Origin of the sequence: Micromonospora mangrovicola, from assembly GCF_047200535.1 — a bacterium.
Taxonomy (GTDB): Bacteria; Actinomycetota; Actinomycetes; order Mycobacteriales; family Micromonosporaceae; genus Micromonospora.
Genome location: NZ_JBJZOG010000042.1, coordinates 1 through 23110, shown reverse-complemented (window position 1 = coordinate 23110; position 23110 = coordinate 1). Strand labels below are relative to the sequence as shown.

20 protein-coding genes are annotated in these 23110 nt (G+C 73.7%); 7 read left to right on the top strand and 13 right to left on the bottom strand.

The window, feature by feature from the left end:
* Positions 1-252 precede the first annotated feature (252 nt).
* The 9 genes from ACL02O_RS18325 to ftsY form a co-directional block, all read right to left on the bottom strand.
* Positions 253-909, bottom strand: a complete 657-nt coding sequence (locus tag ACL02O_RS18325) for a response regulator transcription factor (RefSeq protein WP_412819306.1) — start codon at positions 907-909, stop codon at positions 253-255.
* A complete protein-coding gene (locus tag ACL02O_RS18320; protein WP_412819305.1) occupies positions 906-2033 on the bottom strand; it encodes a sensor histidine kinase in 1128 nt (375 codons plus the stop codon). Before ACL02O_RS18320 ends, ACL02O_RS18325 begins: the two co-directional genes overlap by 4 nt.
* 21 nt (positions 2034-2054) lie before the next feature.
* Positions 2055-2876, bottom strand: a complete 822-nt coding sequence (locus ACL02O_RS18315; RefSeq protein WP_412819304.1) for an ABC transporter permease — start codon at positions 2874-2876, stop codon at positions 2055-2057.
* Complete coding sequence (locus tag ACL02O_RS18310) at positions 2866-3768, bottom strand: ABC transporter ATP-binding protein (RefSeq protein ID WP_412819303.1); 903 nt, start codon at positions 3766-3768, stop codon at positions 2866-2868. Before ACL02O_RS18310 ends, ACL02O_RS18315 begins: the two co-directional genes overlap by 11 nt.
* An 80-nt stretch (positions 3769-3848) precedes the next feature.
* Positions 3849-6152: a [protein-PII] uridylyltransferase gene (locus tag ACL02O_RS18305; protein WP_412819302.1), complete on the bottom strand. Its 2304-nt coding sequence runs from the start codon at positions 6150-6152 to the stop codon at positions 3849-3851.
* Positions 6153-6165: 13 nt separating this feature from the next.
* The gene (locus tag ACL02O_RS18300) at positions 6166-6504 is read right to left on the bottom strand and encodes a P-II family nitrogen regulator (protein WP_013284578.1); all 339 of its coding nucleotides are present in this window, start codon (positions 6502-6504) and stop codon (positions 6166-6168) included.
* Positions 6505-6529: 25 nt separating this feature from the next.
* A complete protein-coding gene (locus ACL02O_RS18295) occupies positions 6530-7888 on the bottom strand; it encodes an ammonium transporter (protein ID WP_412819301.1) in 1359 nt (452 codons plus the stop codon).
* Positions 7889-8123: 235 nt separating this feature from the next.
* Entirely contained in the window at positions 8124-8990 is an 867-nt protein-coding gene (locus ACL02O_RS18290) for a phosphotransferase (RefSeq protein ID WP_412819300.1), read from the bottom strand.
* 7 nt (positions 8991-8997) lie between these two features.
* A complete protein-coding gene (ftsY, locus tag ACL02O_RS18285; protein WP_412819299.1) occupies positions 8998-10188 on the bottom strand; it encodes a signal recognition particle-docking protein FtsY in 1191 nt (396 codons plus the stop codon).
* Between the two features lie 148 nt (positions 10189-10336).
* Here ftsY and ACL02O_RS18280 point away from each other — a divergent pair, with 148 nt between their 5' ends.
* From ACL02O_RS18280 to ACL02O_RS18260, 5 genes are all read left to right on the top strand, one after another.
* Positions 10337-12049 (top strand): alkaline phosphatase D family protein, encoded by a 1713-nt coding sequence (locus tag ACL02O_RS18280; protein ID WP_412819298.1) that lies wholly within the window; start codon positions 10337-10339, stop codon positions 12047-12049.
* 14 nt (positions 12050-12063) lie between these two features.
* Complete coding sequence (locus ACL02O_RS18275) at positions 12064-12501, top strand: MarR family winged helix-turn-helix transcriptional regulator (protein ID WP_412819297.1); 438 nt, start codon at positions 12064-12066, stop codon at positions 12499-12501.
* A 120-nt stretch (positions 12502-12621) separates the two neighbouring features.
* Positions 12622-14238 carry an MDR family MFS transporter gene (locus ACL02O_RS18270; RefSeq protein WP_412819296.1) on the top strand — a complete coding sequence of 539 codons (1617 nt, stop codon included), beginning with the start codon at positions 12622-12624 and terminating at the stop codon, positions 14236-14238.
* A gap of 4 nt (positions 14239-14242) precedes the next feature.
* Entirely contained in the window at positions 14243-14734 is a 492-nt protein-coding gene (locus tag ACL02O_RS18265) for a universal stress protein (RefSeq protein ID WP_412819295.1), read from the top strand.
* A 44-nt stretch (positions 14735-14778) separates the two neighbouring features.
* Complete coding sequence (locus ACL02O_RS18260; RefSeq protein ID WP_412819294.1) at positions 14779-15300, top strand: DinB family protein; 522 nt, start codon at positions 14779-14781, stop codon at positions 15298-15300.
* Between the two features lie 65 nt (positions 15301-15365).
* Here the strand turns inward: ACL02O_RS18260 and ACL02O_RS18255 are convergent, their stop codons facing one another.
* The 3 genes from ACL02O_RS18255 to ACL02O_RS18245 all read right to left on the bottom strand — a co-directional run bounded on the left by ACL02O_RS18255 (position 15366) and on the right by ACL02O_RS18245 (position 20087).
* Positions 15366-15986 carry an HAD family hydrolase gene (locus ACL02O_RS18255; protein WP_412819293.1) on the bottom strand — a complete coding sequence of 207 codons (621 nt, stop codon included), beginning with the start codon at positions 15984-15986 and terminating at the stop codon, positions 15366-15368.
* The gene (smc, locus tag ACL02O_RS18250; protein ID WP_412819292.1) at positions 15983-19579 is read right to left on the bottom strand and encodes a chromosome segregation protein SMC; all 3597 of its coding nucleotides are present in this window, start codon (positions 19577-19579) and stop codon (positions 15983-15985) included. The genes ACL02O_RS18255 and smc overlap by 4 nt, the downstream gene beginning before the upstream one ends.
* Before the next feature lie 313 nt (positions 19580-19892).
* Positions 19893-20087 carry a hypothetical protein gene (locus tag ACL02O_RS18245; RefSeq protein ID WP_007456482.1) on the bottom strand — a complete coding sequence of 65 codons (195 nt, stop codon included), beginning with the start codon at positions 20085-20087 and terminating at the stop codon, positions 19893-19895.
* Positions 20088-20445: 358 nt separating this feature from the next.
* On the opposite strand from ACL02O_RS18245, the gene ACL02O_RS18240 reads away from it, so the two are divergent.
* Together ACL02O_RS18240 and ACL02O_RS18235 are read left to right on the top strand one after the other, a co-directional pair.
* A complete protein-coding gene (locus ACL02O_RS18240) occupies positions 20446-21588 on the top strand; it encodes a CAP domain-containing protein (RefSeq protein WP_412819291.1) in 1143 nt (380 codons plus the stop codon).
* 149 nt (positions 21589-21737) lie between these two features.
* Positions 21738-22607 carry an endo alpha-1,4 polygalactosaminidase gene (locus ACL02O_RS18235; protein WP_412819290.1) on the top strand — a complete coding sequence of 290 codons (870 nt, stop codon included), beginning with the start codon at positions 21738-21740 and terminating at the stop codon, positions 22605-22607.
* 108 nt (positions 22608-22715) lie between these two features.
* Here the strand turns inward: ACL02O_RS18235 and ACL02O_RS18230 are convergent, their stop codons facing one another.
* Positions 22716-22856: a hypothetical protein gene (locus ACL02O_RS18230; protein ID WP_412819289.1), complete on the bottom strand. Its 141-nt coding sequence runs from the start codon at positions 22854-22856 to the stop codon at positions 22716-22718.
* Positions 22857-23110: the final 254 nt, after the last annotated feature.

The following is a 23110-nucleotide window of genomic DNA, read 5'->3' as shown; positions in this document are numbered from 1 at the left end:
CGCCGCCGCACGGTCCCGCCCCACCGCCCCGCGCCACCACCGCCCCGCCGCCGTCTCGCCGCGCCGCCGTCTCGCCGCGCCACCATCTCGCCGCGCCACCGTCTCGCCGCCGCGCCACCGTCTCGCCGCCGCGCCACCGCCCCGCCGCGCGGTCCCGCCACGCCGCCCCGCCCGCCGCCCGGATGTGAGTCGTTCACGCCATCAAGTTCGTAGCGTGGCGAAGAGGCAAGGCGGCGTCGCGACCCGACCGGATCAGGAGACGACCAGGCCCGACTGGTAGGCGAAGACCACCAGCTGCGCCCGGTCGCGGGCGCCCAGTTTGACCATCGCGCGGCTGACGTGGGTACGCGCGGTGGCCGGGCTCACCACCAGCCGCTCGGCGATCTCGGCGTTGCTCAGCCCCGCGCCGACCAGCCCGACCACCTCGCGCTCCCGCTCGGTGAGGGTGTCGAGCCGGGGATGCGGCCGGGGCACCCGGGCCGGCCGGGTGGCGAACTCCCGGACCACCCGCCGGGTGACCGACGGGGAGAGCAGCGCCTCCCCCTCGGCGACCAGTCGGATGGCCCGCAGCAGCTCGGCCGGGCGGGTGTCCTTGGTCAGAAAGCCGCTGGCGCCGTGCCGGAGCGCGTCGAAGACGTACTCGTCCAGCTCGAAGGTGGTGAGCACCACGACCCGGGTGCCGCCCAGATCCGGGTCGGCGACGATCCGCCGGGTCGCCTCGATGCCGTCCACGCCGGGCATCCGGACGTCCATCAACACCACGTCGGGACGCTCGCGGCGGGCCAGCTCGACCGCGTGCAGCCCGTCGGCCGCCTCCCCCACCACCGCGAGGTCGTCCTCGCTCTCCACCAGCGCACGCAGCCCGATCCGGACCAGGTCCTGGTCGTCCGCGAGCAGCACCCTGATCATGCGGCCTCCCCCTCCACCGGCAGTGTGGCGTACACCCGGTAACCGCCGGCCGGGGCAGGGCCGGCGGTGAACGACCCGCCCAGCGCGGTGACCCGCTCCCGCATGCCGGCGAGACCGAAGCCGCCGGCCCGGGCGGGAGCAGCGGCGGCCCCGCGGCCGGTGTCGGTGATCTCGACGGCGACCTCCGCCGGCGCGTACCGGATCCGGACGGTGGCGCTGGCCGGGCCGGCGTGGCGCAGCACGTTGGTCAGCGCCTCCTGCACCACCCGGTACGCGGCCAGGTCCACCGCCACCGGCAGGGCGCGCGGCACCCCGTCGACCTCGACGGCGACCGGGACCCCGGCGCCGGCCAGCCGCTCGCGCAGCTGCGAAAGCTGGGCGAGCCCGGGGACGGGAGCCCGTTCGTCGGCGGCCTCGTCGCGACGTACCACCGTCAGCGTGACCCGCAGCTCGTCGAGGGCCTCCTTGCTGGTGCGGCTGATCGCGGTGAGTGCCGCCTCGGCCTGCTCGGGCTTGCGGGCGAGCAGGTGCAGGGCGATCTCGGCCTGCATGTGGATCGCGGCGAGCCCGTGCCCGACCACGTCGTGCACCTCCCGGGCCACCCGCAGCCGCTCCGCGTCGGCCAGCCGGCGCGCCTCGTCGACCCGGCCACGGGCCGAGTTCTCCCGAACCAGCCGCACGGTGGTACCGACCGCGAACGGCACCACCACCCAGGCGGCGGCCGGCATCAGGCCGACCAGTCCGAACGGGCGCGCCCCGACGAAGACGTGCGTCACCACCGCCACCAGCGCGGCCGCCCCGGCCACCGCGGCGGTCCGGACCTGCCGGTAGGCAGCGACCGTGTAGATCGCGACCACGAAGGAGAACAGGATCGGCCCGTACGGATAGCCGAGCAGCAGGTACGCGGTGGTCGCCGCGGCGACCACCGCCAGGGTGGCCAGCGGCCAGCGCCGGCGCACCGCGAGGGCCAGCGCGGCGACCGCGACCAGCGGGTACGTGGCCCGGCCGGTGCCGATCCCCGCGTTGACGCCGGCCGGGCCGGTGCCGACCAGTCCGATGGCGAGCAGCGCCAGGGCGATGGCGGTGTCCAGGGCGACACCGCTCCACCCGATCCGCCCCTTCACGCGCCCCTCCCCGCTCCCGGCTCAGCCGATGTCCCGCCGCCGCAGCAGCACCGCGCCGACCGCCGCGAACGCGATCAGGTACGCCGCCACGACCAGCGCCGCCTGCCCGCCCCCGACGGTCGCCGCCACCCCGGGGGTGTCCCCGGGCGCGCCGAGCGCGGCGGCCAGCGACCCGGCGTTCGGCCCGGGCAGCCCCCGCTGCGCCTGCGCCACCCAGTCGAGCAGGGGCGCGGCGATCGCGGCGAGCAGGTTCTGCACCGCGAGCATCCACACCAGGCCCAGCCCGACTGGCAGGGCCACCGCCCGCAGGGCGACGGCGAGCACGGCACCGAGCATCGCCCACATCGTCGCGATGAGCCACCCCGCCCCGATCCCGGTGAGCAGGTCGCCCAGCCCGGGCCAGCGCACCGGTTGGGACTCGGCGACCGCGATGAGCACGCTGGCCACCGCCCCGACCGCGAAGACGGCGAGCACGACGGTCAGCGCGGCGGCGGTGAGGGCGAGCAGCTTGCCGGCGTACACCTCCAGCCGGGACGGGCCCTGGGTGAGCACCGTCTTCCAGGTGGCCCAGGCGTACTCGCCGCCGACGGTGAGCACGCCGAGGATGAGCACGATCGACCCGAGGAAGACCGGCAGCCCGCCGAGCGAGTTCCCGACCAGATGGTCCGGCAGGAGCATGGGCAGGGTCCGGTCGGCGTTCGGCCCGTCCGTGCCGCCGGCGATGCCGGCGTACGGGAACAGGTAGGTGAAGATCAGCGCGAGGGCCAGCGTGATGGCCAGCAGCAGCGAGCTCGCCGGCCGGCGGACCAGCTTGATCGTCTCGGCGCGGAGGCTACCCGACATCGACCGTTCCCTTCTCGATGAGGTCGAAGAAGATCTGTTCCAGGTCCCGTTGCCGGGGGCGCAGCTCACGGACGGCGACCCCGGCGGAGACCAGCTCGGCGTTGAGCCAGGCGGCCCGCTCGGGCGGCACCGCCAGTTCCAGCCCGCCGTCGACCACCCGGACGCGGTCCGCGCCGACCAGCTCCCGGGTCCGCGCCACCGCCTCGTCGAGCGGGGCGGCGAGCACCCGCAGCCCGGCCGTGCCGCGCAGCTCGGCGACGGTCCCCTCGGCGATCAGCCGCCCCCGGGAGATCACCCCGACGCGGTCGCAGAACTGCTCGACCTCGCCGAGCAGGTGGCTGGAGACCAGCACGGTGCACCCGCCCGCGCCGAGCCGGCGGATCAGCGTGCGCATGTCCGCCATGCCGGCCGGGTCGAGTCCGTTGGTCGGCTCGTCCAGGATCAGCAGGCGCGGGTCCTTCAGCAGGGCGGCGGCCACCCCGAGCCGCTGCTTCATGCCCAACGAGTACCCGGCGTACCGGTCGCCGGCCCGGTCGGTGAGGTCCACCAGGTCGAGCACCAGCGCCACCCGGTCGGCGCCCACCCCGGCGTAGCGGGCCAGCACGCGCAGGTTGTCCCGCCCCGAGAGGTACGGGTAGAAGGCCGGCCCCTCGATCAGCGCCCCGACGCCGCTCAGCCGGCCGGCGCCGGACGGGCGGCCGAGCAGCCGTACCGTACCGGCGGCGGGGCGGACCAGCCCGAGCAGCATGCGCAGGGTGGTGGTCTTCCCGGCGCCGTTGGGGCCGAGGAAGCCGTACACCTCCCCGGCCCGGACGGTCAGGTTGAGGTCCCGCACTGCGGTCAGGCCGCCGTACCGTTTGGTGAGCCCTTCGGTCTGCACTGGCAGGTTCATGCCCCGAGGGTGCCGCCGGCGCGGCCGCGGCGCGTCGCCCGTGCGGCGGCTGCCGGTCTACGTCGACGGACGTAGCCGGCTCAGACGGCGGCCAGCACAGCGGCCTCGATCCGGTCCCGTTCCGCGTCCGACGGCCACCCGCCGACCAGGTAGAAGGTGTCCACCACGTTCCCGCCGAGGGTGGAGATGCGGGCCGCCCGCACCTGCGCGCCGGCCTCGTCGAGGGCGCAGGAGACCCGGTACAGCAGCCCGGCGGCGTCGGCGGCGCGCAGCTCCAGCAGCACCGCGTCGGTGGCCGCTTCCCGGTGCCAGACCACCCGGGGGGCGGCGCCCTGGCCGCGGGCGGCGAGGGCCCGGCCGCGCAGCCGCTGGGTGACCGACACGTCGCCGGTGACCGCGCGGCGCAGGTCGGCGGTGAGCGGGATCGGGTCGGGCGCCAGCCCGTAGCGGGGCTGCACCCGGCACTCGACCAGGGCCCGGCCGTCGACCGTGGAGGCGTCCGCGGAGATCACCTCCAGCCGGTGCAGGGCCAGGCAGCCGGCGACCGTCGCGAGCAGGCCGCGCCGGTCGGCCGCGGCCACCGACACCCGGTCCTCCCCGAGGTGTACGACCGGCAGCGGCCCGGCGACCAGCGCCGGGTCGGGGGCCGGCGGGGCGGGCACCTCCCCGGTGTCCAGCGCGGTCCGCACCCGGGCGACCAGTTCGGCGACCAGCCGTCCCTTCCAGTCCGACCACGCGGCCGGCCCGGTGGCGGCGGCGTCGGCCCGGACCAGGGCGTGCAGCAGCTCCAGGGTGGTGGTGTCGCCGACCTGCCCGGCGACCGCGGCGACGGTCTTCGGGTCGGACAGGTCGCGCCGGGTGGCCACGTCGGGCAGCAGCAGGTGCAGCCGGACCAGGGTGCCGATCAGCGCCGCCTCGGCCTCGGGCAGCCCGATCCGGGCGGCCACCGCCTCGGCCAGTGGCGCGCCCGCCGTGCTGTGGTCACCGGGGAGACCCTTGCCGATGTCGTGCAGGAACGCGCCGATCAGCAGCAGGTCGGGCCGGTCCACGTCGCGGGTGTGCCGGCTGGCCTCGTACGCGGTCTGCACCAGGTGCCGGTCGAGGGTGAACCGGTGCACCGGGTTGTGCTGGGGCAGGCTGCGCAGCCGGGTCCACTCGGGCAGCCAGCCGTCGATCAGGCCGTACCGGTCGCAGGTCTCCCAGGCGGGCACCAGTCCGGGACCCGCGCCGAGGAGGGTGATCAGGGCGGCCCGGGCGGCCGGCGGCCAGGGCGCGGGCAACGGCGGGCAGTACGCGGCCAGCCACTCGCAGGTGGCCCGGGCGATGGGCAGCCGGGTGGTGGCCGCGGCGGCGGCGACCCGCAGCGACAGGCTCGGGTCCGGACGGGCGCCGATGGCGGTGCGGGCGAGCACCAGTTCGCCGTCGTGTTCGACGACGTCCCGGGCGACCGGCCGGCGCACCGGTCGGCCGTCGGCGCCCCGGCGGCGGCCGGAGCGGAGCCGGTCGGCGGCCCACCAGGCGTCGTCGAGGGCGTGGCTGACGGTCCGGGCGTCCCCGGCCATCCGGCGCAGCAGCGCGTCCCCGTCGCCGACGTCCCCGCCGGCCTCGGATCCGCGCAGCCCGAGCAGCGCCGCGACGCCGTCGCGTTCCTGGGCGACGAGCCGGTCGACCCGGCGGCCGACCTGCTGGTGCAGGGCGTCCCGGGTGTCCAGCAGCCGGCGGTGGGCGGCGTGCACGGCCGGGCGCAGCGCGTCGGTGACTCCGGCGGTGGCGATGGCCCGCAGGATGCCCACGTCCCGCAACCCGCCGGCCGCCTCCTTGAGGTCGCCTTCGAGGAGGAAGGCCAGTTCGCCGTGGGTCTCCCAGCGGGCGGCGGTGATCTCCCGCAGCCTCGGCAGTTGCCGGACCGCGGTGCGCCGCCAGTGGTCGGTGGCGGTGTGGATGAGCTGGTCGGCCAGGGCCCGGTCGCCGGCCACGTGGCGGGCGTCGAGCAGGCCGAGGGCGACCTTGACGTCGTCCTGGGCGACGGAGAGCGCCTCGGCGACGGTGCGTACGGAGTGGTCCAGCCGCAGTCCGGCGTCCCAGATCGGGTACCAGAGCGAGGCGGCCAACTCGTCGGTGCCGGGCACCCCGGCGTGCAGCAGCACCAGGTCGAGGTCCCCGTACGGGGCGCACTGCCGGCGGCCGAGCCCGCCGACGGCGATCAGGGCGATCCCCGGCCGGGCCGGGAAGATCGACCGAAGCCAGCCGTCGAGCACGTCGGCCCGGCGGGCCCGGGCCTCGGTGCCGATCCCGGCGGGAACGCCGACGACCTCGTTGACCACGAGGCCCGCGTCACCGTTGCCGGGGTGTCCTGACGCGTCGGTCGTGGTCAACGAGGTCATCTATGCGTGCTCCCTACAGGGCGTCCAGGCCGCGCTCGCCGGTGCGGACCCGGACGACCTCCTCGACTCCGGTCACCCAGACCTTGCCGTCGCCGATCTTGCCGGTCCGGGCGGCGCCCACGATGGCGTCGACGATCTTGTCGACGTCCATCTCGTCGGTGAGCACCTCGACCCGGATCTTGGGCAGGAACTCGACCGTGTACTCGGCACCCCGGTAGACCTCGGTGTGCCCCTTCTGCCGGCCGTAGCCCTGGACCTCGCTGACGGTCAGGCCGGCCACGCCGAGGGCGTGCAGGGCCTCCTTCACCGCGTCCAGCTGGTACGGCTTGATGACCGCGGTCACCAGCTTCATGTCCAACCCCTCCATCCCTGGAACGTTAACCGGCGACCTTCTCGCTGACGGGCGCGGCGGGCTCCTCGGCCCCGTCGGTGGGCTCCGGAGCCGGCTTCGTGGCGCCGATCCCGGCCATCGCGAACGCCCCGCCGCTGCTGCCCGTGGTGGGCGACAGGTCGTACGCGCTCTCCGCGTGCTCGGCGACGTCGATGCCGTCGACCTCCGCCTCGGCGGAGATCCGGAAGCCGATCGTCTTGTCGATCACGAGGCCGAGGCCGTACGCGACGGCGAAGGAGTAGACCGTGACGATCAGCGCGCCGAGCGCCTGCTTGCCGAGCAGCGTGGCGTCGCCACCGACCAGCAGCCCGTCGCTGGCGACCAGCGAGCTGACCGAGGCGGTGCCGAACAGGCCGATCCACAGGCAGCCGATCCAGCCACCGACGAAGTGCACGCCGACCACGTCGAGGGAGTCGTCGTAGCCGAACCGGTACTTCAGGCCCACGGCCAGGGCGCAGACCGCACCGGCGACGAGACCCAGCAGCACCGATGCGGCCGGGGTGATGAAGGCACAGGCCGGGGTGATCGCGACCAGGCCGGCCACGGCGCCGGACGAGGCCCCGACCAGGGTCGGCTTGCCGTCACGCACCCACTCCACCACGATCCAGCCGAGCAGCGCGGCGGCCGTGGCGACCTGGGTGTTGATGAAGGCCAGCGCGGTGACCCCGTCGGCGGTCAGCTCCGAGCCGGCGTTGAAGCCGAACCAGCCGAACCAGAGCAGACCGGCGCCGAGCGCGACCAGCGGCACGTTGTGCGGCTTGGCGCTCTCCCGGGGCCAGCCGACCCGCTTGCCGAGGACCAGCACCAGGGCGAGCGCGGCGGCACCGGCGTTGATGTGCACCGCCGTTCCACCGGCGAAGTCGAGGGCGCCGATGTTGCCGCCGATCAGGCCGCCGCCCCAGACCATGTGGGCGACCGGGAAGTAGACCAGCGTGGCCCACCCGGCGGCGAACACCAGCCAACCGGCGAACTTCGTCCGGTCGGAGAGGGCGCCGCTGATCAGGGCGACGGTGATGATGGCGAACATCATCTGGAAGGCGATGAAGACGTAGAGCGGGATACCGGTCTCGCCCCACAGGTCACTCTCGCCGACGAACGTCTTGGTGCCCAGGTACTGGCCCAGGTCACCCCAGAGCTTGCCGCCTTCGCCGAAGGCGACGGTGAAGCCGTAGAAAAGCCACAGGATGCTGATGAGCCCGATGGACGAGAAGCTCATCATCATCATGTTGAGCATGCCCTTGGATCGGTTCAGGCCGCCGTAGAACAGGGCCAGACCGGGCGTCATGAGCAGCACGAGCGCAGTCGAAACAAGCAGCCAGGCAGTGTTCCCGGTATCGATCTCCACGCTGCCTCCTCTCGGTGTCGTATTCCTCCCTCCGACTGAGACCTGGCAGCATCGCCCGTCAGCCGGTTGCGCGGAAGCTTGCTCGGCGGCTGTTTCCTTCACCGACACCGCTCGATTTCCGACACGTGACGGGTTGTTTCCGGCGTGTGAAGTACGCCGGTCACGATCGGAAAAAACGGAAAGAGTGACCGTTCCGACGAGGAACCGGCCACTCTTCCGTCCGATGGGGGGTCAGTCAGCGGAGCGCGTACTCCAGGGCGTGTCGCTCGTAGTCGAGCAGCCGCAGGTCGCGCATCGGTCGCCGGAGGTGACCCTTGTGCACGATCCGGACGAACGCCGGCTCACCGGCCGCGGCCATCCGGCGGATGCCCTCGACGTGGTCGACGATCCGCTTGCGGATGGTCCGGATCAGCCGGTGCCGGTCCCGCGGGATGAGTCCGTACGCGTCGGCGAAGAGCCGCAGCCGGCGCGGCCGGTCCGGGTGTTTCCACCCGAGGGTGATGGAGTCCCGGTCGGAGAAGATCGGCACCCAGGTCCAGGCCGCGTACGCCACATCGTAGATCCGGGCGCCGGGCGAGGCGAGGTCGAAGTCGATCAGGCCGAGCGTGCCGTCGGGGCGCCAGATCACGTTGTGCGGGGCGGCGTCGTGGTGGCAGATCACCTCGGTGTCCGGCGGGGGCGGGCCGAACGAGCGCCAGACCGCCCCCGGCGGCGGGGTGAAGCCGTACTGGGCGTCGTGGAACATACGCAGCATGGTCGCCACGGTGACCAGGGCCTCGTCGGTGACCCAGTGCGGGGCCAGCGGGTACTCCCCGCACTCCCCCTCCAGGTACGACAGGACCTCCCGGTTGCGCTCGTCCATGCCCAGGGCGCGGGGGGCGCCGGTGAAGCCGACGTACTCCAGGTGGCGCAGCAGGGCGTGCACCGAGGGGGTCCAGGGACCGGCGTTGCGCCGGACCGTGTCCCCGACCCGGACCACGGTGCTCACGTTCCCGCCGTGCAGCGGGATCTCCTGCGAAGTCACGTACGGTCTCCCGAGGCGCGGCGCCAGGTGGTGGCTGGGGTCGCGCCACCCCGCGTAGGCGCGATCGTCAGTCGTCACGTCGAGGCTACGCGTCCCGGGCGAGCGGCTCGGTGCCGAGCAACGCGTCGACGAACTGTGCCGGATCGAACGGGGCCAGGTCGTCCGGACCCTCGCCGAGGCCGACCAGCTTGACCGGAATGCCGAGCTTGCGCTGCACGGCGATCACGATGCCACCCTTGGCGGTCCCGTCGAGCTTGGTCAGCGCCACACCCGTCACGTTGACCACCTCGGTGAAGACCCGGGCCTGCTCCAGCCCGTTCTGGCCGGTGGTGGCGTCGAGCACCAGCAGGGTCTCGTCGATCGGCCCGTGCTTCTCCACCACCCGCTTGACCTTGCCCAGCTCGTCCATCAGGCCGACCTTGTTCTGCAGCCGGCCGGCGGTGTCGACCAGCACGGTGTCGATCTTGGTGTCGATGCCCCGCTTGACCGCGTCGAAGGCGACGCTGGCCGGGTCCGCGGCCTCGGGCCCGCGGACGGTCTCCGCGCCGACCCGGCCGCCCCAGGTCTCGAGCTGGTCGGCGGCGGCGGCCCGGAAGGTGTCGGCCGCGCCGAGCAGCACGGTCCGCCCGTCCGCGATCAACACGCGGGCGATCTTGCCGCAGGTGGTGGTCTTGCCGGCGCCGTTGACCCCGACGACCAGCACCACGGCCGGCACGTCCACCTTCGGGGCGGTCTTCAGCGACCGGTCCAGGGTCGGATCGAGCGCGTTGACCAGTTCCGCGGCGAGGAGAGCGCGCAGCTCACCGGCGGTGCGGGTGCCGAGCACCCGGGTCCGCTCGCGGAGCCGGTCGACGATCTCCCGGGTGGCGTCGATGCCGACGTCGGCGGTGATCAGGCTGTCCTCGATCTCCTCCCAGGTGTCCTCGTCGAGGTGTTCCCGGCTGAGCAGGCCGAGCAGGCCCTTGCCGAGGACGTTCTGCGAGCGGGACAGCCGGGAGCGCAGCCGGACCAGCCGGCCGGCGGTGGGCTCGGGGACCTCGATGGTGGGCACCGGCGCCTCGACCACCGGCGGGGGCTCGACCAGCACGCCGGTGGCGAGATCCGACTCCGGAGCTTCGACCGGCGGGCCGGCCAGGTCCTCCTCGGCCCGGGTCTCGACCTCCGTCTTCGGCAGCGGCGGCTCGGGGCGCCGGCGCAGCCGCGGCACCACCAGGCTGAGGCCGCCGATGATCAGCACGCCGAGCAGGGCGAGTACGACGAGGAGGTATTCCTTCATGCCCGAAATCCTGTCAGATGCCGGCGACGGCGTCCCACTCACCGCCTCGGCACGTGAACAAGCTGCGGGTACGCTCGCGGCAGGCCGGCGTGCCGCGACCGCCGACCGGGTAGGAGAAGGCCGAACGTTCATTCCTCGGAGGTGCCCCGTGCCCAGTTCCCGCCTGCTCATCGGTCCGCTGCTGCGGCGGGTCGTCGGCACGCGGGCGACCGTCTGGGTGGAGACCAGCGCCCCCGCGGTGGTCACCGTCCGCACGGCCGACGGCGCCCGGGGCAGCGCGCCCACCTTCTCGGCGTACGACCACCACTACGCGATCGTGGTGGTGGAGGGGTTGACCCCGGACAGCACCAGCCCGTACGAGGTGCTGATCGACGACGAGGTCGCCTGGCCGATGCCGGAGAGCGGCTTCCCGGCCAGCGTGATCCGGACCCGGGTGGCGGACGACCGGGACCAGCCGGTCAACCTGATCTTCGGCTCGTGCCGGGAGACCACCCAGCACGCGACCGCCCGCAAGCTGCCCCCGGACGCGCTCGACGCGTACGCCCGGCGGCTGATGGCCGACCCCGATCCGGCCGCCTGGCCCGACCTGCTGGTGCTCCTGGGCGACCAGGTCTACGCCGACGTCACCTCGCCGACCGTGCGCAAGCTGCTCCGCCGGCGCCGGCGCCGGCCGAAGGACGCCCCGGCGACCCAGGTGGTCAGCTTCGACGAGTACACCAAGCTCTACCTGGAGTCGTGGCGTGACCCGGAGATCCGCTGGCTGCTCTCCACCGTGCCGAGCGTGATGATCTTCGACGATCACGAGGTGATCGACGACTGGAACACCTCGGCGTCGTGGCGGGCGGACATGCGCCGGCAGCCGTGGTGGGCGGAGCGGATCCGCAGCGGGCTCGCCTCCTACTGGGTCTACCAGCACCTGGGCAACCTCGCCCCGGACGAGATCGCCGCCGACCCGGTGTACGCCAAGGTGACGGCGGCCGAGGATGCCACGGGCGTGCTGCACGAGTTCGGCGAGCGGGTCGACAAGGAGGCCGACGTCGCGCACGACACGGAGCGCTGGCGGGCCGTGCAGTACCAGTGGAGCTACGCCCTCGACCTGGGGCGGACCCGCCTGGTGATGCTGGACAACCGGTCCAGCCGGGTGCTCGAGTCGAACAACCGGGCGATGCTGCCGCCGGGCGAGTGGTCCTGGGTCGTGGACCGGGCGCACGGCGTCTACGACCACCTGGTGGTCGGTGCTTCGCTGCCCTGGCTGCTGCCGCCCGGCATCCATCACGTCGAGGCGTGGAACGAGAAGCTCGCCGATTCCCGCCGCCCCTGGATCGCGAAGGTCTCCGAGCAGCTGCGCCGGGCCATGGACCTGGAGCACTGGGCGTCGTTCCGGCGCTCGTTCGACGCTCTCGGGGAGCTCTTCGCCCGGCTGGGCAGCGGCCGGGTGGCCGAGCCGGGGGCGCGGGTGGGCGCGGGCCCGGCGTACGCCGCGCCGGCGTCGATCAGCGTGCTCTCCGGGGACGTGCACCACTCGTACGTGGCCCGGGCCCGGTTCGCCGCCCGGGACGTGCGCACCCCGGTGCACCAGCTCACCTGCTCGCCGATCCACAACCAGGTGCCGGCGGCGGTACGTCCGCTGATGACGCTCGGCTGGAACCCCGGGCCGGCCGCCGCCACCCGGGCCCTGGCCCGCTCCGCCGGGGTACGCCGGCCGTTCGTGCGCTGGAAGAAGCTGGCCGGGCCGTACTTCGGCAACGCAATCGCCACGCTGACCCACCGGGGCCGGGCGGCGGAGGTGTTGATCGAGGGCACCACCGACGACGGTCACCTGCGCACCGTGGCGCGGCAGCGGCTCAGCGAGGAATCCTGAGTACGCTCTCCTCCGTGGACGATCACCTGCCGGAAACGCTGCGCGCCGTGGAGCACGAGCTGACCGCGCTGCTGCGCCGCGGCCGCGCGCTGTCCTGGGAGATCGCCCGGGAGGTGCATCCCCACCTCGAGCCGAACACCTACGGGCTGCTGCTCTGGCTGCGCCGGTCCGGCTCGATCCGGCTGACCGACCTGGCCGCGCAGCTCGGCATCGGCAAGGGCACCCTGAGCCGGCAGATCCACGGGCTGGAGTCGCTGGGCCTGGTCCGCCGGGACCCGGATCCCACCGACCGCCGGGCCGCCCAGCTCAGCCTGACCGAGGAGGGCACCCGGCGGTTCGACACCGCCCGCGCGGCCCGGCTCGGACAGATCCGGCGCAACCTCGAAAGCTGGCCGAAGCAGGACGTCGAGGACTTCGCCCGGCTGATGCACAAGTTCAACGAGACCTTCTGACCTGCGGCCGGGCCGGGGAATAGAGCTACGCCACGTCCGGTTGTTGCTTGAGGCAACCAAGCCATACGGTTGCCCGAGGCAACCCTCTTCTCCCCGACATCGCTGTGGAGGCACCCCCCGATGACCCAGGCGACAGCGCCCACCCGGGCGACCGCCGTCGGCATGACCCACCGGCAGATCCTGGAGGCGCTCTCCGGCCTGCTGCTGGGCATGTTCGTCGCGATCCTCTCCTCCACGGTCGTCTCGAACGCGCTGCCGCGGATCATCACCGACCTGCACGGCGGCCAGTCCGCGTACACCTGGGTGGTCACCTCCACCCTGCTGGCGACCACCGCGACCACCCCGATCTGGGGCAAGCTCGCCGACCTGACCAGCAAGAAGATCCTGGTCCAGCTCGCCCTGACGATCTTCGTACTGGGCTCGGTGCTGGCCGGCCTCTCCCAGTCCACCGGACAGCTCATCGCCTGCCGGGTGCTCCAGGGCGTCGGCGCGGGCGGCCTGACCGCGCTGGCCCAGGTGATCATGGCGACGATGATCGCCCCGCGCGAGCGCGGCCGCTACAGCGGCTACCTGGGCGCGGTCATGGCCGTCGGCACCATCGGCGGCCCGCTGATCGGTGGCGTCATCGTCGACACCGACTGGCTCGGCTGGCGCTGGTGCTTCTACGTCGGCGTGCCGTTCGCCATCCTCGCCCTGGTCGTGCTCCAGAAGACCCTGCACCTGCCGGTGGTGAAGCGCTCGGTGAAGATCGACTGGTGGGGCGCCACCCTGATCACCGCGGCCGTCTCGCTGCTGCTCATCTGGATCACCCTGGCCGGCGACAAGTACGACTGGATCTCCTGGCAGAGCGCCGTGATGGTGGTCGGGGCGCTGCTGCTCGGCGCGCTCGCCATCCGGGTGGAGCAGCGGGTCGACGAGCCGATGATCCCGCCCCGCCTGTTCCGCAACCGGACCATCACCCTCGCCGTGATCGCCAGCATCGCGGTCGGCGTGGGCATGTTCGGCGCCTCGGTCTTCCTCGGCCAGTACTTCCAGATCAGCCGGGGCGAGAGCCCGACCATGTCCGGCCTGATGACCCTGCCCATGATCATGGGCCTGCTGGTGGCCTCCACCGTGGTCGGCCGGATCATCACCAGCACCGGCCGCTGGAAGCGGTACCTGGTCACCGGCTCGGCCCTGCTCACCGCCGGCTTCGCCACGATGGGCACGCTGCGCGCCGACACCCCGTACTGGCGGGTCAGCATCTTCATGGCGCTGATCGGCCTCGGACTCGGCATGACCATGCAGAACCTGGTCCTCGCCGTGCAGAACACCGTCGGCACGCACGAGCTCGGCGCGGCCAGCTCGGTGGTCGCCTTCTTCCGCAGCCTCGGCGGCGCGATCGGCGTGAGCGCCCTCGGCGCGGTGCTCGGCCACAAGGTCAAGGACTACATCGCCGACGGGCTGGCCGGGCTGGGCATCAAGGCCACCTCCTCCGGTGGCGGCAGCCTGCCCGACGTGCATGCCCTGCCCGCCCCGATCCGGGCCGTCGTCGAGTCCGCGTACGGGCACGGGGCCGGGGACATCTTCCTGGCCGCCGCCCCGTTCGGGCTGGTCGCCCTGATCGCGGTCGTCCTCATCAAGGAGGTTCCCCTGCGCCGGCACATCGGCGACGCGATCTCCGCCGAGGTCGAGCGGGAGTCGATCGTCGCCGCCGGCGGAACGGCCGCGGTGGTGCGCACCGGCGCGCGGGACTGAACCGATGAGCGCCTCTGTCGAACGTGAGGAGTACGGCCCGGAGCACCGCCCGCTGCCGTTCGAGCGCGGCACGGACGGGCCCCGGGTGGTGCTGGTCGGGGTGGACGGCACCCGCACCTCGCTGCGGGCCGCCTCGTACGCGGCGGGGCTGGCCCGCCGGCAGGGAGCCGGGCTGGTCGTGGTCTTCGTCAGCGCACCGGCCCCGTACGCGGGGATCATGTCCGGCGTGGTGGCCGGGGCGGTTCAGCAGACCCACGACGAGCTGGCCGCCGAGCTGCGCGCCGAGTGCCGGCGCGGGGCCGAGCAACTGGGCCTGCCGGTGACCTTCCTGTGCCGGCGCGGGGACGCCTACGCCGAACTCTGCGCGGCGGCCGACGAGCACCGCGCGGACCTGGTGGTGGTCGGGTCGTCCGAGCAGGCCGGGCACCGCCTGGTCGGCTCGGTCGCCACCCGGCTGGTGCGCACCGGCCGCTGGCCGGTCGTGGTGGTGCCCTGATATCCGGTCGCGGATCGCCCGGATCCCCGGCCAGGATGGCCCGCATGACCTGGAGAGCCCCGGAGATCGTCCGGACCCCCGAGACCACCGTCGGCGACGAGCGCACCATGCTGGAGAGCTGGCTCGACTTCCACCGGCAGACGTTGCTGATGAAGTGTGCCGGGCTGACCGCCGAGCAGTTGGGCACGGCGAGCGTCGAACCTTCCGCGCTGACCCTGCTCGGGTTGGTCCGGCACATGGCCGAGGTGGAGGCCTGGTGGTTCCGGGAGAACTTCGCCGGCCAACGGGTCGACTACCCGTACTTCACCCCGGAGCATCCGGACGCCGACCACGACGTCAGCACCGCCGACGCCGAGGCCGACTTCGCCACGTACCGGCGGGAGGTCGAGCTGGCCCGGGCCGCTGCGGCGGGGCGTGGCCTGGACGAGACCTTCACCGAGGTCGGCGCCAAGAAGCGCACCTTCAACCTGCGCTGGGTGTACGTCCACATGATCGAGGAGTACGCCCGGCACAACGGCCACGCCGACCTGATCCGGGAGCGGATCGACGGGGTAACCGGGGCCTGATCCGTCCGGCGCGGTGGTGGCACCGCGGCGGGCCCGGCCGCCACCACCGCGGGGTGCCGGACCGGTCAGTAGGCCAGCGCGGCGCGCAGGTAGCGCAGGTCGTCCGGGCCGGACCAGCGGTGCGCGGAGAGCCCGGCCACCCGGGCACCGGCCACCGCCCGGTCCTCGTCGTCGGTGAAGAGCACCCGCGCCGGCGGGGTCTCCAGCGCCTCGCAGGCCGTCTGGAAGTACTCCTTCGCCGGCTTGTTCACTCCGACCACGGAGGAGTTGACCACCACGTCCAGCTCGTCGGTGAGGCCGAGCGCGGCCAGGTCGACGTCGAGCAGGTCGGTGGCGTTGGTACCCAGCCCGACCCGGATGCCGGCCGCGCGTACCTCGCGGATGAATGCCAGCACGTCCTCGTCGACCTCGCCCCGGTAGCGCTGCCACTCGTCCACGGCGGCGCGGGCCCGGGCGGGGTCACCGACCGACGGGGTGAGCGCGTCGGCCACGCTGGCCATCCACTGGGCGTGGCTGACCTGACCGGTGAGCACCGGCTGGAGCAGCCCCCAGGACATGGCGATCTCGCCGAGGACCCCCTCGGTGAGCCCGTACTCCCGCTCCACGCCGGCGGCCACCGCCGGGTCCCAGCGGCGCAGCACGCCGTCGAAGTCCACCAGGAGCGCCGTCGCACGTTCCCGACTCACTCGTTCTTCTCCTGCCCGTCGTCGGCCCGGTTGAGCCGCTGGCTGATCACCTGGGTGACGCCGCTGCGCATGGTCACGCCGTAGAGCGCGTCGGCGATCTCCATGGTCCGTTTCTGGTGGGTGATCACGATCAGCTGGCTCTTCTCCCGTAGCTGTGCCAGCAGCGTGATCAGGCGACCCAGGTTGACGTCGTCGAGGGCCGCCTCCACCTCGTCCATGATGTAGAACGGGCTGGGCCGGGCGCGGAAAATCGCGACCAGCATGGCCACCGCGGTCAGCGACCGCTCACCGCCGGAGAGCAGGCTGAGCCGCTTGATCTTCTTGCCCGGCGGCCGCGCCTCCACCTCCACCCCGGTGGTGAGCAGGTCCTCCGGGTCGGTGAGCACCAGGCGCCCCTCGCCGCCGGGGAAGAGCACGGTGAAGACCTGCTCGAACTCCCGGGCGGTGTCCTCGAACGCGCTGGCGAAGACCTCCAGGATCCGGTCGTCCACGTCCTTGACGACGGTGAGCAGGTCACGCCGGGTGGCCTTGAGGTCCTCCAACTGCTCGGAGAGGAACTTGTAGCGCTCCTCCAGCGCGGCGAACTCCTCCAGGGCGAGAGGGTTGACCTTGCCGAGCAGCGCCAGCTCCCGCTCCGCCTTGGCGGCCCGCTTCTCCTGCACCGGGCGCTCGTAGCGGACCGGCTCGGGCACCGGCCGGCCCTCCTTCTCCGCCAGCGCGACATCGGCCTGGGTGGGCGGGACGAGCTGCGCCGGGCCGTACTCGGCGACCAGGGTGTCGACGTCGAGTCCGAAGTCCTCGGCGGCCTTGGCCTCCAGCTGCTCGATGCGCAGCCGCTGCTCGGCGCGGGCCACCTCGTCCCGGTGCACCTGACTGGTCAGCCGTTCCAGCTCGGCGCCGAGCCGCTTGGCCGCGCCGCGTACCTCCGACAGCTCGGCCTCCCGGGCGGCCCGCTCGCGGGCGACCTCGTCGCGGTGCTCCTCGGCCCGCACGATCGACCCGCCGAGCCGGGTCAGCGCCTCACGGGCCCCGCCGACCACGGCCCGGGCGATCTCTGCGCCGCGGGTGCGGGCGGCGCGCCGGGCTGCGGCGCGCTCCCGTGCGGCCCGCTCGGCGTTCGCCTGCCGGGCCAGCGAGTCGGCCCGGCCGGCGATCGAGGAGACCCGCTCCTCGGCGGTACGCACGGCGAGCCGGACCTCCATCTCGTTCTGCCGGGCGTGCGGCACCATCGCGGCGAGTTGGTCGCGTTCCTCGGTGGACGGTTCGGCGTCGAGTGGCGTGGCCTCGGCCAGCCGCAGCCGCTCCTCCAGCTCGGCGAGGGCCTGCAGGTCGCGTTCCCGGGCCGCCTCGGCCCGGGACCGGGAGTCGCCGAGCCGGTCGGTCTCCGCCTTGGCCGAGCGGGCGGCGGCGCCCAGCTCGGCGAGCCGGCGGGCGGCGGCGTTGCGGTGGCTCTCCGCCTCCCGCTTGGCGGCGGCGGCGTGTTGCACGGCCTCCTTCGCGGCGGCCACCACGGCGCGGGCCTCGACCAGTTGCTCGCGCAGTTCGGTGCTGGCCTGCTCGGCGGCGGTCCGGTTGGCCCGAGCCTCCTCGACGGCCGCCTGCACCTCGATGAAGCTGGGCGCCTTGGCCGACCCGCCGGCCGCCGCGTACGCCCCGACGACGTCGCCGTCCGGGGTGACCGCGCGCAGCTCCGGGTTGCCGGCGACCAGCTCGGCCGCCGCGCCGAGGTCGTCGACCAGCACCACGTCGCGCAGCGCCCGGTGCACCGCCGGGCGGATCTCGGTGGAGCACTCCACCAGGTCGGGCGCCCAGCGGGCACCGGCGGGCAGCTTCGGGCGCAGCGCGTCGGCCGGGCCGTCCATGCCGGGCCCGGCGGGGCTGCCGACCAGCAGGCCGGCCCGACCGGCGTCGGAGATCTTCAGCAGCCGCATCGCCTCCACGGCCTCGTCCACGCCGCTGACCGCGACGGCGTCGGCGAGCCCGCCGAGCGCGGCCGCGAGCGCCGCCTCGTGGCCGGGGGCGACGGTGAGCAGCCCGGAGAGGCCGCCGAGCAGGCCGGGCACCTGGTCGGCCCGGGCCAGCAGGGCCCCGGTGCCGTCCTTGCGGCGCAGGCCGAGGGCGAGCGCCTCCTCCCGGGCCTTCCAGGTGGCCGCGTCCTTCTCGGCGGCACGCTCGGCGTCGGAGAGGCTGCGGACCGTGGCCTGCGCCTGTTCGTGGGCGGCGACGGCCTCGGCGTGCCGGGTGTCCAGGTCGGCGTTGTCCCGGTCCGCCTCGGTGGACTGCTCGGCGACCGCGTCGAGGTCGGCCTGGGCCTTCTCGGCACGGGCGAGCGCGTCGGCGTGCGCGGCGGCGAGCCGTTCGATCTCCTCGCCGGCGCTGGTGGTCCGGGCGCGGGCCGAGTTGACCTGGCCGGTCAGCCGGGCCAGCCCCTCCCGCCGGTCGGCGATGGCCTTGGCGGCGGCGACCAGTTCCCGCTCGGCGGCGGCGAGCTGCCGTTCCAGCTCCTGCCGGTGCTCGACCGCCTCGGCGAGCCGGATCTGGTCCTCGGTGAGCGCGGCGCGCAGCTCCTCCTCCTGCTCCCGGACCCGCCGGGACTCGGCCTCGAGCTGGTCGGGGTCGCGGCCGGGGCGCTCGTCGTCCGGGGTGGCGCTGAGGTGGCGCAGCCGTTCCCGGGCGAGCTGCTCGATGGAGCGGAACCGCTCCTGGAGGGCGGAGAGCTTGTACCAGGTGTCCTGAGCGGCGGCGAGCAGTGGGGCGTCCTCGGCCAGGGCGGCCTCCAGCTCACCGAGGCGGGCCTGCACCTCGGTGTGCTCCGCCTCGATCTGCTCGCGCCGCTCGCGCACCGCGGTCTCGTCGGCGATCTCCCTGTCCAGCGTGGTGCGCAGGGTGTGCAGGTCGTCGGCGAGCAGGCGCAGCCGGGCGTCGCGCAGGTTGGCCTGGATGGCCGCGGCCCGCCGGGCCACCTCGGCCTGCCGGCCCAGCGGCTTGAGCTGGCGGCGCAGCTCGGCGGTCAGGTCGGTGAGCCGGTTGAGGTTGGTCTGCATCGCGTCGAGCTTCCGCAGCGCCTTCTCCTTGCGCTTGCGGTGCTTGAGGACGCCGGCCGCCTCCTCGATGAACGCCCGCCGGTCCTCGGGCTTGGCGTGCAGCATCCCGTCGAGCCGGCCCTGCCCGACGATGATGTGCATCTCCCGGCCGATGCCGGAGTCCGACAGCAGTTCCTGGATGTCGAGCAGGCGGCAGGAGTCACCGTTGATCTCGTACTCGCTCTCGCCGGAGCGGAACATCCGGCGGGTGATGGAGACCTCGGTGTACTCGATCGGCAGTGCGCCGTCGGTGTTGTCGATGGTGAGGGTGACCTCGGCCCGGCCGAGCGGCGCCCGCCCGGCGGTGCCGGCGAAGATGACGTCCTCCATCTTGCCGCCGCGCAGCGCCTTCGCACCCTGCTCGCCGAGCACCCAGGCGATGGCGTCGACGACGTTGGACTTGCCGGAGCCGTTCGGGCCCACCACACAGGTGATCCCGGGCTCCAGCTTCAGCGTCGTCGCGGAGGCGAAGGATTTGAACCCCTTCACCGTCAGGCTCTTGAGATGCACCTTCTCGATCCTCGTCCGGTGGCCGCCGTACCGTCGCCGGCTGCGCGGACCTGGTGAACCCGCAGACTAACCCGCGGTCGGGAACACCGGTACTCGACCCACCCCACGCCGGGAGTGTCCGATTTTCCGGTCGCCCTGACGAGCGGCCGGAAAGCGCAAGATCATAATTTCCGGCGTGCAATTCCGCCGCGCCGTCCAAGATCGGAAGGAACGGCCCGGAAAACAAAAAGACAACACACAAAGCGGCGCGCCGGCACTGCGGTGTCGGCGCGCTTTTCGTGTGGTGCTATTCAGTTTTCCCGAGGACCGGAGATCAGGTCAGTGCGGGCTCGGCCAGCCGGAGGAGGTCGTCAGCCTCCGCCGCAGCCGCCGCCAGCCGATCGTTGTCGGCACGCAGACGCGTGATCTCGAACTCCAGTGCCTGGACCCTGGCACGCAGCCGGGTGACCTCGTCGAGCAGGCGCCGGTCGGGCGCTGCACCTACGTGGCCGTAGAGGGCCTTCGCCATGCTGACTCCTTGATATGCGCTGCCGGAAAGGCCGGCCAACGCGCGCCCATTGGTTCGCGGCTGTCACCCCGGGCAAAATCCGGGCATGACTGGGCGCGACTGGCGACACCTATATATTGAGCCGAACCCCCCTCCTTCGTCAAGTTCCCGCAGGCCGTAGATCATCTCGATGTCGGCCGGTCCACTCGCCGGGGGGCTGCCGTGAGGCGCGGACACGCTCTGTCCGGACGACATAACTGTACGCCCGGAAATGTGTGAACGCCTCACCCTCGGTGTCGGGTTCCCCTTAACTCTCTCTTAGCCAGGTTGCCGCAGTTCACGGCGCACACGTAGCGTCACCCCGGCCTACAACCGACCCGTGGAGGGGACAGGCGTGTACCGCTGGACCGACCCGAGCGAACCGGGTGACGTTCCCCGCCGCCGGGAGCAGCCGACCGACGAGGAACCGGCCTGGCTCACCGACCGGCCCGGACCGCGGTCGTCCTACCTGTTCGGTGACGAGCCGGAGCAGCCGGCCCCGGACTGGGCCGACGCCCCGACCGACGTCTGGCGGGTCGACGCGACGGACTCCCCGCGGCGCAGCGCCCCGACCGGGCCCGACCGGACCGCGTACCTCACCCCGATGGACGACCGGACCGGGTACGCCCCGGCCGCCGACCACACCGCCGCGTACCCACCGCCGCACCCGTACGAGCGGGGCACCGGGGAGCAGCCGACGGTTGCCTGGCAGCCGGTCACCGACGAGCCGGCCGGAGAGCGCGGCCGGCACCGGCAGAAGCGCGGTTTTCCGCGTCCCCTGGTGATCGGTGGGGCCGCCGCCGCGGCGACCCTCGTGGTGAGTCTGGGAGTGGCTGCGCTGATGCTGCCGGGCAGCGACGAACAGACCGAGCCGACCTCGGCCGGCGGCGCGATCGCCGCCGCCCCGGCCGCCCCGGACACCGAGACCCCCGCCGACTCGCTCGCCGCCCCCTCCCCCAGCACCTCACCGAGCAGCCTCCGGCCGAGCCCGACCCGGACCGCCACCCCGAAGTCCAGCCGGACCACCGCCCCGTCCCGGCAGCTCCAACGCAGCTCCGTGCCGAGCGGCACCGGTGCCGGGACCACCACGTCGAACGGCATCACCGCCGAGCTCCAGGAGGTCGTCGACCTGGTCAACAAGGAGCGGGCCAAGGCCGGCTGCAAGGCGCTGACCATCGACGACAAGCTCATGCTGGCCGCCCAGCGGCACAGCCAGGACCAGGCCGACCACAAGACCATGTCGCACGACGGCAGCGACGGCAGCAACGTCGGCGACCGCCTCGACGAGGTCGGCTACGCCTGGCGGGCGTACGGCGAGAACGTGGCCTGGAACCAGCAGACGCCCGCCGCGGTCATGGACGCCTGGATGAACAGCCCGGGTCACCGGGCGAACATTTTGAACTGCTCGTTCACCGAGATCGGCGTCGGCGTGGCGCGGAGCAACGGGCCGTACTGGACCCAGGACTTCGGAACCCCGCGCTGAATCGCGCGTCGTCACCGGGCCCGCGCTCGTTTGACCGGGTGAGGTACGCCGACCCGGTCGGCAGGTGCCGGCCGCGGGCCGGCGCGCCGGTCCGCTCGGCGTACCGGTCAGGGGGCGGCAGGTAGCCGCCCGCGACCCGGGAGCTGTCGATGCGGATCCGGCGGACGTGGGCCGTGCCGCTCCCCCGGCCGGCCCACGTCCGCCGACGTGGGCCGGGGCGGGGCGTGGCGGCGCTGCTGACCGTGCTGCTACTCGGCCCGGTGCCCGGCTGTCGGGAGCAGCTCGTCCCACCCGGGGCACCGACCCCGTGGCCGACGGCCCTGAGCCGCCAGTGGCAGTGGCAGTGGCAGCTCACCGGCCCGCTGGACGTCGCGGCCGACGCGGACGTCTTCCTGCTCGACCCGGTGCACACCACCTCCACCGAGACCGCCGCGCTGCGGGCCCGGGACCGCCGGCTGGTGTGCCAGGTACGCGTCGGGTCGTACGCGGCCGACGACCCGGACGTCGACCGGTTCCCGGCGGACGTGCGCGGCGCGCCGGTGGCGGGCCGGTCCGGCAGCCGGTGGCTCGACGTACGCCGGTGGGACTCGCTGGCGCCGGTGCTCGCCGACCGGCTCCGGCTCTGCCGGGGCAAGGGCTTCGGCGCGGTGGCGCTGGACGACGCCGACGGCTACCTGCACCAGTCCGGCTTCCCGCTCGGCTTCGACGACCAACTGCTGTTCAACCGGCGGTTGGCCAGGCTCGCCCGCTCCCTGGACCTCTCCCCCGGGCTGGTCGACGACGTTCCGCAGGTCGCCGCGCTGGCGCCCGACTTCGACTTCGCGGTCAATCAGGAGTGCGTCCGCCGTCGGGAGTGCGGCAAGCTGCTGCCCTTCGCCGACGCGCACAAGCCGGTCTTCCACGTCGAGTACACCGGCGACCCGGCCGGGTTCTGCGTCACCACGGTCGGCTACGGCTTCGCCTCCATCCGCAAGGACCGCGCCCTGGACGCCTGGCGCGACCCCTGCCCCCTCCCCTGACCTCCCCCCGCCCCCTGGGTGCCGCCCGGGGCGTTTCTGCGGTGCGCACCTCCGGGCAGGGCGACGCCGCCGCCGGGCCCGGACGGGCCGGGGCGGCGTCGACGGCGGTCAGCCGGCGGCCGGCGCCGGGGTGCCGCGCGGCGCCGGAATGCCGGCGTGCTCGGCGCTGAGCGGGGTCGCGAGCTCCTCCAGCGACTTCCCCTCGGCCTTGACGCCGAGGGCCAGCGCGACCGGGCCGCCGACGATCATGACGGAGGCGACGCCGCGATGGCCATGGCCCGGGTCTCCATCGGGAAGATCTCGCTGACCGTCAGGTACGCCGCGCTGGCTCCGCCGAGGCGACGAAGAGCACCACGCACCGGCAGGCAGTCATGGTCACCGCCTGGCGCAGGCCGTGGCCTCCGACTTTCCGGAATCCACGACCTGCCGCGAGCCGGCTGGATCACGAGCAGAAGGGCGAGCGCGGGACGGGCGGCGCCGGCCGGGCGGGACGGGCGGGACGG